Here is a 10261-nt window from a genome sequence, read left to right as displayed (position 1 = left end):
CCGAATCGCTGGAACGCGATTCGGCGGTGAGCTCGGCGGTGCTCGATCGAGCGGATTCCTCCTTCGTCGTCATCGGCTCCGAGGTCGGTTGTACGAGGTGGGGCGTGTCGTGGAGCGGGGAGCGTACCGCTACGGCGAATCGATGGAACGCGATTCGGCGGTGAGCTCGGCGGTGCTCGATCGAGCGGATTCCTCCTTCGTCGTCATCGGCTCCGCGGTCGGCTGTACGAGGTGGGGGCGTGTCGTGGAGCGGGGAGCGTACCGCTACGGCGAATCGCTGGAACGCGATTCGGCGGTGAGCTCGGCGGTGCTCGATCGAGCGGATTCCTCCTTCGTCGTCATCGGCTCCGAGGTCGGTTGTACGAGGTGGGGCGTTTCGTGGAGCGGGGAGCGTACCGCTACGGCGAATCGATGGAACGCGATTCGGCGGTCAGCTCGGCCCTGCGGGCGAGCGTGCGCTGACGTGGCTCGGCCCTGAGGGCGAGCGTGCACGGATGCGGCTCGGCCCTTCGCTGTCGCGGGAGGGCGGGTGGTCTCCGCTGAGGGTGCGGTGGGCGCCGGCGCCTGCGACGGCGCGGGGCACGGGCCGCGGCTGCGCCGGCGGGAGCGGGGAGAGCGGGGGAACGGGGCAGCGGTCAGCGGGGGGAGACGGCGAAGGAGTGCAGGGTGAGGGCGTCGCTCAGGCGGGCGGCGACGCGGGCGCCGCGGACGCTGGTGCCCTGGGGGTCCAGCGGCGGGCTGACGACGGCGGCGCCGAGGCGGCCGGGAGCGGAGAGGACGAGGGCGCCCGAGACGCTCGACTTGGCGGGCACGCCGACCGCGCGCATCCAGCGGCCCGAGCCGTCGTAGACGCCGCACGTGGCCATGACCGCGACCACGTCGCGCGCGACCGACCCCGGCACGACCCGCTCGCCGGTCCCCGGGTGCACGCCGCCGAACGCGAGCGTCGCGCCCATCGCGGCCAGGTCGCGGACGTCGACCAGCACAGCGCACGCCCGGGCGTACGCGGAGACGGCGTCGTCGGCGCTGCGGTGCAGGGTGCCCTCCGCGCGCATCAGGTGCGCGAGGGCGTGGTTCCGGTCGCCGAGCAGGTGCTCGTCGGCGGCGATGCTCTCGTCGACGGAGAGCGGGCGGCCGGCGAAGGCGGAGAGGCCGCGGAGGATCCGCTCGCTCCGGCCGTCGGCGTCGCCCCCGTCGACCAGGGCGGCGGTCAGCAGCGCTCCCGCGTTGACCATCGGGTTCGGCGGGCGCCCGGTGCCGCTCTCGAGCTTGAGGGCGTCGAACGCCTCGCCGGTGGGCTCGATGCCGACGCGGTCGAGCGCGTCGCCGCCGGTGTCGAGGAGCGCGAGCGCGAACAGGAACGGCTTCACGGCCGACTGGATGCTGAACCGCGCCTCCGCGTCGGCACTCGCGCGGACGGACTCGTCGGGCAGGACGAGCGCGATCGCGCAGAGTCCCGGCTCGGCGTCCGCGAGCGCGGGGATGCTGTCGTCGACCTCGCCCCCGTCGTCCGGCAGCACCTCCCGGCGCAGCGCCTCGAGGTCGAAGGCCAGGGGATCGGGGAGGGGGCTCATCCGTCCACTCTGTCAGGGCGGGGAGCCCGTCGCGTCCCGGGCCTCAGACGAGCCCGAACTCCGCGTCCAGCGCGTCCAGCTCCGCGGCGAACGAGGCGCGCAGACTCTCCTTCTCATCGGCGGGCAGCCAGGAGGCCTCCGCTCCGGTGAGCGCCATCGCGCGCAGCTGCGCGGCGGTCGCACCGATCGGGCCGGCGGCGAGGCGGTACTCGTCGGCGAGCGTGGTCGGGAACATCCCGGGATCGTCGGAGCAGGGCACGACCCGCAGTCCCGCATCGAGCATCGCCCGGATGGACGCGCGCCGCCAGGGCCGCCAGGAGCGGCGCGAGGTCGTCGAGGCGACGGTGAACACGACGCCCTGCTCGCGGACGCGCTCGACGACTGCGGGGTCCTCGAGGACGAAGTAGCCGTGGTCGATCCGGTCGCAGCCCAGCAGATCGAGGCAGGTCGTCGTGTTGGCCGCGGTCGGGGCGTGCTCGGAGGAGTGGGCGGTCCGGCCCAGGCCGGCCTCCCCGGCGAGGCGGTAGGCGTCGGCGAAGCGCTCGGGCGGACCCGCCGTCTCGAGGTTGTCGAGCCCGATCCCCGCCACGTACTCGTGGGGGTGGCGGACGACCTCGCGGACCAGCTCGAGCGCCTCCTCCCCGCTGCGGCTGCGGCCTGAGCCGGGACGGTTCCCGACGGGGCCCGCGGGTCCGCGCGGCTCCGGGAAGCCGGACGCGGTCCCGCGGGTCGGACGCCGCTACGCCGTGAGCGCGACCGCCGTCCACGAGACGGGCGGGAGGGTCAGCGTCAGCACGCCGTCCTCGAGCGTCGCCGGGGCCTCGCGCAGGCGCACGCGGTCCTGGTCGTCACGCGTGTTCTTCGCGTAGGGGTCCTCGTCGAACAGGGCCACCGCCTCCGCGATGCTCGAGACTCCGAGGCCGCTGACGTCGACGGTGACCTCGATCGGGTCCGTCTGCGAGCGGTTCACCAGGAAGACGGCCGCGCGGCCCTCGTCGACGGTGGCGACGGAGTCGATGAGCGGAGCGTCGCCGTGACGGGCGGTCGAGTAGGTCCCCGCGTCGATCCGGGGGCGCAGCACCGAGCCGGAGGCCAGGCGTGCAGTGGTCGAGAACGGGAAGAACGTGGTCTGGCGCCACGCGGCTCCGCCCGGCTCGGTCATGATCGGCGCGATCACGTTGACGAGCTGCGCGAGGGAGGCGGAGGTGACCCGGTCGGAGTTCTTCAGCAGCGTGATCATCAGGTTGCCGAGGACGACGGCGTCGGCGACGGAGTAGACGTCCTCGAGCAGGCGCGGGGCGTAGGCCCACTCGCGGGTGCTCTGGTCGCCCTCGGCGTCGGCCTTCTCCTTGGCCTGCCACTCCTCGAGGTACCAGACGTTCCACTCGTCGAAGGAGAGCTTGATGTCCTTCGTCTTCTTGAGCTTGAACTTCACGTGGTCCACCGTCGCTGCGACGGTGGCGATGAAGTACTCCATGTCGAGGGAGGAGGCGAGGAAGGAGCCGAGGTCGCCGTCGTACTCCTGGTAGTAGGCGTGGCACGAGACGTACTCGACGTCGTCGTACGCGTGCTCGAGGACCACGCGCTCCCACTCGCCGAAGGTCGGCATCGACGAGCTCGACGAGCCGCAGACGACCAGCTCGAGCGAGGGGTCGGCGATCTTGAGGGCTTTGGCGGTGCGGGAGGCGAGCTTGCCGTAGTCGTCGGCGCTCATGTGGCCGACCTGCCAGGGGCCGTCCATCTCGTTCCCGAGGCACCACATGCGGATGTCGTAGGGCTCGGTCCCGCCGTTGGCGATGCGCTGGTCGGCGAGAGCGGTGCCGGCCGGTCCGTTGGCGTACTCGAGGACGTCGAGCGCCTCGAGGACGCCGCGGGTGCCGAGGTTGACGGCGTACATGATCTCGCTGCCGGTCAGCTCCGCCCACTTCGCGAAGTCGTCCAGCCCGACCTCGTTGGTCTCGAGCGAGTGCCAGGCCAGGTCGCGGCGGCGGGGGCGCTCGGAGCGCGGGCCGACGCCGTCCTCCCAGCGGTAGCCCGAGACGAAGTTGCCGCCGGGGTAGCGGATCGTCGTGGTGCCCAGCTCCTTGACCAGTTCGACCACGTCGAGGCGGAACCCGTCCTCGTTCGAGGCGGGGTGGCCGGGCTCGTAGATGCCGTCGTACACGCAGCGGCCGAGGTGCTCGACGAACGAGCCGAAGAGGCGCGGAGTGACGGGGGCGACGACCGCGGCGGGGTCGAGGCTGATGCGCGCGGTGGCGGCGGGGGCGTCGGTCATGAGGGCCTTTCGGGCTTCGGGCTCCCGCAGCGGGCTCGGCGGCGAGCGGTCTTTCTAACGTTGTACACGATGGTCCGCCCCGCCTCCGCTGCTGTCAAGAGCGGCACGGGGCTCACCCGCCTCGCTGCGTGCCGCTGCCGAGGTCGGCCGACCTTCTCCCGCATCGACCCTCCCCGCCGCCGCTCAGCGCACCTGTGCTCGACTGGGCGGGTGCCCTCCTCCGATGCCGTCACCGACGCCTGCTCCGAGCTCGCCGACCGCGCCGACGCCCTCGCGGCGTCGCATCCCCGCCCGCGCGCGTTCCTCGCGGCCGTCGCGAAGGACGTCGCCGGCATCCGCAGCGCCCCGCTCGGCGCCCTCGACCTGGCGCACGGCGGCCGCAACCGGGTCCGGGGGAAGGGCTTCCGCCGCCCCTACGACGACGGCACCCGCGGCCAGGCCCGCCACTTCGCCGGCGTCGCGGGCGCCACGCTGTACCTCGGCGGCCCGCTCGCGCACCTGTTCCTCCGGACCGTCGGCGGCGACGTCCGCGGCTCGGCCGACGACCGGCTGACGACGCGGGCCGTGGAGTGGAGTCGGCTCCTCCGCCGCGGCGAGCTGGCCGTCGCGGACGCGGGCGCGTGGATCCGCCGCGAGATCTGCGGCAGCGGGACCTGCGCCTAGGCCCCGGCCGACGCCCGGCCGACCGGCGGGTCCTCCGCGATCGGCCGGCCCGCGGTCGACTCCCGGGCGACCACGGTGAACGCCGCCTCGTGGAGCGTCCCGGGGCCGGTGCGGGTGCCCTCGATCCGGGCCTGCAGCACCTCGACCGCGGTGCGCGCGATCTCGTCGCGCCCCGAGTCCACGCTGGAGAGGCTGGGGGAGGAGTAGCCCGCCTCGTCGATGTCGTCGAAGCCGATCACCGCCACCTCCTCGGGCACGCGGACCCCCGCCTCCTGGAGCGCGCGGACCGCGCCGAGCGCGAGGGTGTCGTTGAGTGCGAACACGGCGTCGAAGTCGAGCCCGGAGGCGAGCACGCGGCGCATCGCCTCGGCGCCGCCGGAGCGCCGCCACGGGCCCGAGACGCCGATCATCCGCTCGTCGTAGGCGATGCCGGCCTCGGCGAGCGCGGCGCGGTAGCCCTCGAGGCGGAGCGACGCCGAGCTGACAGCGGCGTCGGGGTGCGTCCCGAGCACCACGATCCGGCGCCGGCCGGAGGCGAGCAGGTGCGCGGTGGCCGCGTGCGCCGCCGCAGTGTTCTGCATGGTGACGTGGTCGACCAGCCCGGTGAAGATCCGCTCGCCGAGCAGCACCAGGGGGAAGCCGACCGCGAGCGCGTCCTCGTCGGCGAGGCCCAGCGGGCTGAAGAGCAGCCCGTCGGTGAGCTGCCGGCGCTCGCTCGCCAGCACGCTCCGCTCGCGCTCGGGGTCGCCGCCGGTCTGCTCGATCAGTACCGTCAGGCCGCGCTCGTCGGCGGCGCGCATCACGCTGTCGGCGAGCTCGGCGAAGTAGGGGAGGCTCAGCTCCGGCAGGGCGAGGCCGATCACGCCGGTTCGCCCGCGACGCAGGCTCCGCGCGGAGAGGTTGGGGCGGTAGCCCAGCTGCGCGATGGCCGCCTGCACCCGGGAGCGGGTGGCCGGGCGCACGTGCGGATAGTCGTTGATCACGTTCGAGACGGTCTTGATCGAGACGTCGGCGGCGCGGGCGACGTCGTGCAGCGTGACGGCCACGGTCCTCCCTCCGCTCGGCCCTCACGCTACCCCGGGGCTCCGCTCCGCCCTGTCGCGGATCGACGCCGGGGCGGCGTGCGGGCGGGGCGCGTCGCCGGAGCAGGACGCGCCCCGCGGCCGATCAGGTGTACCAGCTGGGCTCGGGGACCGTGTCGAGCAGGGCGAAGACGCCGACCTCGCGGCGCTTGTAGGGCAGCGGATCGTGCAGGGAGTGGGTGCGGAGGTTCCGCCAGTAGAGGTCGAGTCCGACCGAGCTCGCGGAGGCGCGGGCGCCGGTCAGCTCGAAGACGCGGGTCGCCGTCGCGAGGCCGTCCTCCACGATCCGCGCCTTGGCCGCGGCGATCCGCACGGCGATCTCGCCACGGCGCCGAGGCGTCAGCTCCTCGCGCGGAGCGTGCAGCGCGGCCGAGAGCGCGGCGCCCGTCGCGTCGATCAGCGCCTCGTCGGCCCAGAGCCGGGACTGCAGGTCGCCGTATCCCTCGAGCACGTACCACTCGTCGCCGGCGCGCTCCTTGTCGTCGCCGCCGTACGGCCAGGCCCGGGTGCGCTCGCGGGTGTACTGCGCCGCGCGCTCGAGCGCTCCCTGCGCGATGCCGAGGTAGAACTCGGCGAAGACCTGCTGGATGACGGGCACGTTGAGGGTGTTGTAGACGAGCGGACGGTAGACCTTGTCGACGAAGCCGGCCGCCGCCGCCCACGGCACGCGGACGCCGCGGATCTCGACGGAGCCGGACTCGGTGAGCCGCTGGCCGAGGCTGTCCCAGTCGCGGCCGAAGACGATCCCCTCCTGATCGGTGGGGACGATCGCGAAGAGGTGGGTGTCCGTCCCCTCGAGCACCCCCTCGAGCACGGTCAGGTCGCTGACCACGCCGCCGGTCGAGAACGACTTGCGGCCGGTGAAGACCAGCTCGTCGCCCTCCTCCCGCACGGTGAGGTCGGAGTCGCGCGGGTTCACCGCGCCTCCGTAGAGGAGGTCCCCCTCGGTCGCGAGCTGCTCGACCGCGATGATCTGCTCAGGGGTCCCCACGAGGCGGGCCGCCCAGGCCCAGAGGTAGTGGTAGCCGAGCAGCTGGCCGATCGAGCCGTCGCCGCGCGCGACGGTGCGGACGACGCGGAGGGCGGTGGTCCACTCCTGGGCACCGCCGCCGTGCTCGGCGGGCCCGAGCAGCGTGACGAGGCCGGCCGCCTTGAGCAGGGCGACCTCGGCGAAGGGGGCGGCGCCGGCGCGGTCGCGCTCGAGGGCGTCGGTCGCGAGCACGGCGGCGACCTCCTCGGCGCGGACGAGCCAGGCGTCGGGGGAGTCGGGCCGGGGGGCGGTCGACCAGTGCTCGGCGGCGGCGCCGATCGTCGTCGCGGCGTCGGCGCCGGTGGTCGTGGGTGCGGTGATGGTCACGGTGTCCTCGTCTCGTCGGGGGCGGTGTGCAGCGACTGTGCCAGGGGCGAGGGGGCCGGAGCGAGGCGCGTGTCGCCCCGTGTCCGCGTGTGTCCGCGGATGACCGGCGGGCGCCTCCGCACGATTTTGACAATCGTTATCAATAGCCGTTAGCGTGGGGGCACCCGCCCGGCCCCTGACCCAGATCGGCTCACCGTGAAGACCCGCCTCCTCGCCCTCACCGCACTCCTCGGCGGCACCGCGCTCGCCCTGAGCGGCTGCTCCGGAGCGGGCAGCGCCTCCGACAGCTCCTCCGTCGCCGCCGCGGGCGGGCCCGTGAAGGTCGTCGCGTCGACGAACGTCTACGGCGACCTCGTCTCGAGCATCGGCGGCGACCTGGTCGAGGTGACCAGCATCATCGACAGCCCGGACAAGGACCCGCACGAGTACGAGGCCACCGCCCGCGATCAGCTCGCGGTGTCCGGCGCGACCCTCGTGATCGAGAACGGCGGCGGCTACGACCACTTCCTCGACACCATGATCAGCGCGGCCGGCACCGAGGCCCCCGTCATCACGGCGACCGTGATCGCCGGCCTGGAGGACGTCCACGACCACGCGGAGGAGGAGGAGTCGGAGGGCGGGCACGAGCACGCGGAGTTCAACGAGCACGTCTGGTACGACCTCTCGGTGATGAAGGAGGTCGCGGGGCGGATCGGCGACGAGCTCGCCGCGCTCGACCCCGACAACGCCTCCGCCTACTCGGCCAACCTCGCCACGCTCGACGAGGGGCTCGACGCCCTGATCGCCCGCGAGGGCGAGCTGAAGGGCACGCTCTCCGGCCGCTCCATCGCGATCACCGAGCCCGTCCCGCTGTACATGACCGACGCGCTCGGCCTGACCGACGCGACCCCCGAGGCCTTCAGCGAGGCGGTCGAGGAGGGCACCGACGTCCCCGCGACCACGCTCCAGGAGACGCTGGCGCTGTTCTCCGGCGAGGCCGTGGACGCGCTGATCTACAACGAGCAGACCGAGGGGGCGCAGACGGACGCGGTGCTCGACGCCGCGAAGGCCGCCGGGATCCCGGCCGTCCCCGTCACCGAGACGCTGCCCGAGGGCGACGACTACACCGGCTGGATGACCGCCAACCTCGACGCGATCGAGGGAGCCCTCTCCCAGTGAGGCACGACTCCCCGACCAGGCCCGTCTCCCCGGAGGCGGGCCCTTCGGCGTCCGTGCTGCGGCTGCGCGGCGCCGGGCTCCGCTTCGGCGACCGCGAGCTGTGGAGCGGCGTCGACCTCGACGTGCGCGCCGGCGAGTTCGTCGCGGTGCTCGGGGCGAACGGCTCCGGCAAGACGAGCCTCCTGCGCGCGGTGCTCGGTCAGCAGCAGCTGAGCGCGGGGGAGCTGCAGGTGCTCGGCGAGCCCGTGCACCGCGGCAACCGGCGCATCGGCTACATCCCGCAGCAGAAGCTCGCCGACGAGGGCACTCCGCTGCGCGCGCGCGATCTGCTCGGGCTCGGGATCGACGGCCACCGGTTCGGCCTGCCCCTGCCCTCCCGCTCCCGGCGCGCGGCCGTGGACGCGCTGCTCGAGGCCGTCGGCGCCACCGCCTTCGCCGACGCCCCCATCGGCAGCCTGTCCGGCGGCGAGCAGCAGCGCGTCCGCGTCGGCCAGGCGCTCGCGGGCGACCCGGCGCTCCTGCTCTGCGACGAGCCGCTGATCGCGCTCGACCTCGCCCACCAGCGGGCGGTCAGCGAGCTGATCGACCGGCACCGCCGCGAGCGGAACCTCGGCGTCCTCTTCGTCACGCACGACGTGAATCCGGTGCTCGGCATGGTGGACCGCGTGCTCTACCTCGCCGGCGGCCGGTTCCGGATCGGCACCCCCGACGAGGTCCTGCGCTCGGAGGTGCTCAGCGAGCTCTACGACGCACCCGTCGACGTGATCCGCGCCCGGGGCCGGGTCATCGTGGTCGGCGCCCCCGACCACTCGCACGTGCACGAGCACGAGGAGGGGCAGTCGTGACGGACGTCTGGTCGCAGATCTTCGACTTCTCGGACTACGGAGCGCTGCTGTCGCTCCTGATGAACTCGGTGATCGCCGGCGCGGTCCTCGGAGTGGTCGGCGGGCTCATCGGCGTCTTCGTGATGTCGCGCGACATGGCCTTCGCGGTCCACGGCATCAGCGAGCTCTCGTTCGCGGGGGCCTCCGCGGGGCTGCTGCTGGGCGTCGGCGTCGTCGAGGGATCGATCGTCGGCTCGCTGATCGCGGCGGTCCTGATCGGCGTGCTCGGCTCGCGCGCCCGCGACCGCAACTCGATCATCGCGGTGCTGATGCCGTTCGGACTCGGCATCGGCATCCTCTGCCTGGCCCTCTACCCGGGCCGCAGCGCGAACAAGTTCGGCCTGCTCACGGGTCAGATCGTCGCGGTCGACGACCCGCAGCTCGGCTGGCTGATCGGCATCTCGGTGGTCGTCCTCGTCGGTCTCGCGCTGATCTGGCGCCCCCTCACCTTCGCGAGCGTCGACGCCGACGTGGCGGCCGCGCGCGGCATCCCCACCCGGGCGCTCTCGATCGCGTTCATGCTCCTGCTCGGCCTCGCGGTCGCCGTCTCGGTGCAGATCGTCGGCTCGCTGCTCGTGCTCGCGATCCTGGTGACGCCGGCGGCCGCGGCGCTGCGCCTGTCCGCCTCGCCGGTGGTCGTGCCGCTGCTGAGCGTGCTCTTCGCCGTCGGCGCGCTGGTGGGCGGGATCCTGCTCGCGCTGGGCGGATCGATCCCGATCAGCCCCTACGTGACGACGATCTCGTTCGCGATCTACGCGGTCTGCCGGATCATCGGCCGCAAGGGCGTCCGGCGCTCCCGGCTCGCCGTCGGCGGGGGGCGGTAGCGTGGCCCGGGTCGTGCGGAGTGGAGGTGGTCCAGTGGTCAAGCGCAACACGTGGCAGCGCGAGGCGGTGCGCGAGGCTCTCGGGCGTCGCGAGGACTTCGTCAGCGCCCAGGGCCTGCACAGTGCGCTGCACGCCTCCGGCTCGCCGATCGGGCTCGCGACGGTCTACCGCGCGCTCTCGGACCTGGCCGTGGAGGGCGAGGCCGACTCGCTGCAGTCGCCCGAGGGCGAGAGCCTCTACCGCGCCTGCACGCCGGGGACGCACCACCACCATCTGATCTGCCGCCGCTGCGGGCTGACGGTCGAGATCGCGGCCGACGAGGTCGAGGAGTGGGCGCGCTCGGTCGCGTCGCAGAACGGCTTCACGGACGCGCACCACGTCGTGGACGTCTTCGGGCTCTGCGCCGCCTGCACCGCGGAGCTCGCCGAGGCTTGAGGCCGGTC

9 protein-coding genes and 1 pseudogene are annotated in these 10261 nt (G+C 73.7%); 5 read left to right on the top strand and 5 right to left on the bottom strand.

Annotated elements, in window-relative coordinates; genetic code table 11:
• Positions 1-635: 635 nt before the first annotated feature.
• The 3 genes and pseudogenes from glsA to C5D66_RS11725 all read right to left on the bottom strand — a co-directional run bounded on the left by glsA (position 636) and on the right by C5D66_RS11725 (position 3849).
• The gene (gene glsA, locus C5D66_RS11735) at positions 636-1574 is read right to left on the bottom strand and encodes a glutaminase A (RefSeq protein WP_104256443.1); all 939 of its coding nucleotides are present in this window, start codon (positions 1572-1574) and stop codon (positions 636-638) included.
• Between the two features lie 43 nt (positions 1575-1617).
• Positions 1618-2202, bottom strand: a pseudogene (locus C5D66_RS11730) (adenosine deaminase); the annotation flags it as partial.
• Positions 2203-2313: 111 nt separating this feature from the next.
• Positions 2314-3849, bottom strand: a complete 1536-nt coding sequence (locus tag C5D66_RS11725) for an alpha-N-arabinofuranosidase (protein ID WP_104256445.1) — start codon at positions 3847-3849, stop codon at positions 2314-2316.
• A 210-nt stretch (positions 3850-4059) separates the two neighbouring features.
• Here C5D66_RS11725 and C5D66_RS11720 point away from each other — a divergent pair, with 210 nt between their 5' ends.
• On the top strand, positions 4060-4512 hold the full coding sequence (locus tag C5D66_RS11720) for a hypothetical protein (protein WP_104224546.1): 453 nt from the start codon (positions 4060-4062) through the stop codon (positions 4510-4512).
• Here C5D66_RS11720 and C5D66_RS11715 read toward each other — a convergent pair.
• A complete protein-coding gene (locus C5D66_RS11715; protein WP_104247995.1) occupies positions 4509-5558 on the bottom strand; it encodes a LacI family DNA-binding transcriptional regulator in 1050 nt (349 codons plus the stop codon). The two genes, C5D66_RS11720 and C5D66_RS11715, sit on opposite strands and share 4 nt — an antisense overlap.
• Before the next feature lie 121 nt (positions 5559-5679).
• Positions 5680-6951, bottom strand: coding sequence for an acyl-CoA dehydrogenase family protein (locus tag C5D66_RS11710; protein WP_258063902.1), 1272 nt, complete (start codon positions 6949-6951; stop codon positions 5680-5682).
• 195 nt (positions 6952-7146) lie between these two features.
• Between C5D66_RS11710 and C5D66_RS11705 the strand changes: the two genes are divergently transcribed.
• The 4 genes from C5D66_RS11705 to C5D66_RS11690 are packed head-to-tail and all read left to right on the top strand — an operon-like array spanning position 7147 to position 10253.
• Positions 7147-8109, top strand: coding sequence for a metal ABC transporter solute-binding protein, Zn/Mn family (locus C5D66_RS11705; protein WP_104256446.1), 963 nt, complete (start codon positions 7147-7149; stop codon positions 8107-8109).
• Positions 8106-8954 carry a metal ABC transporter ATP-binding protein gene (locus C5D66_RS11700; protein ID WP_104247996.1) on the top strand — a complete coding sequence of 283 codons (849 nt, stop codon included), beginning with the start codon at positions 8106-8108 and terminating at the stop codon, positions 8952-8954. Before C5D66_RS11705 ends, C5D66_RS11700 begins: the two co-directional genes overlap by 4 nt.
• Before the next feature lie 59 nt (positions 8955-9013).
• Positions 9014-9817, top strand: a complete 804-nt coding sequence (locus C5D66_RS11695) for a metal ABC transporter permease (protein WP_104224551.1) — start codon at positions 9014-9016, stop codon at positions 9815-9817.
• Between the two features lie 34 nt (positions 9818-9851).
• Positions 9852-10253: a Fur family transcriptional regulator gene (locus C5D66_RS11690; protein WP_104238381.1), complete on the top strand. Its 402-nt coding sequence runs from the start codon at positions 9852-9854 to the stop codon at positions 10251-10253.
• The last annotated feature ends 8 nt before the right edge of the window (positions 10254-10261 follow it).

Source organism: Rathayibacter sp. AY1B4, from assembly GCF_002932815.1.
In the GTDB taxonomy this organism is placed as follows: Bacteria; Actinomycetota; Actinomycetes; order Actinomycetales; family Microbacteriaceae; genus Rathayibacter.
Note: the sequence above shows the minus strand (reverse complement) of the source record. Positions and strands in the feature narration are given on the sequence as shown.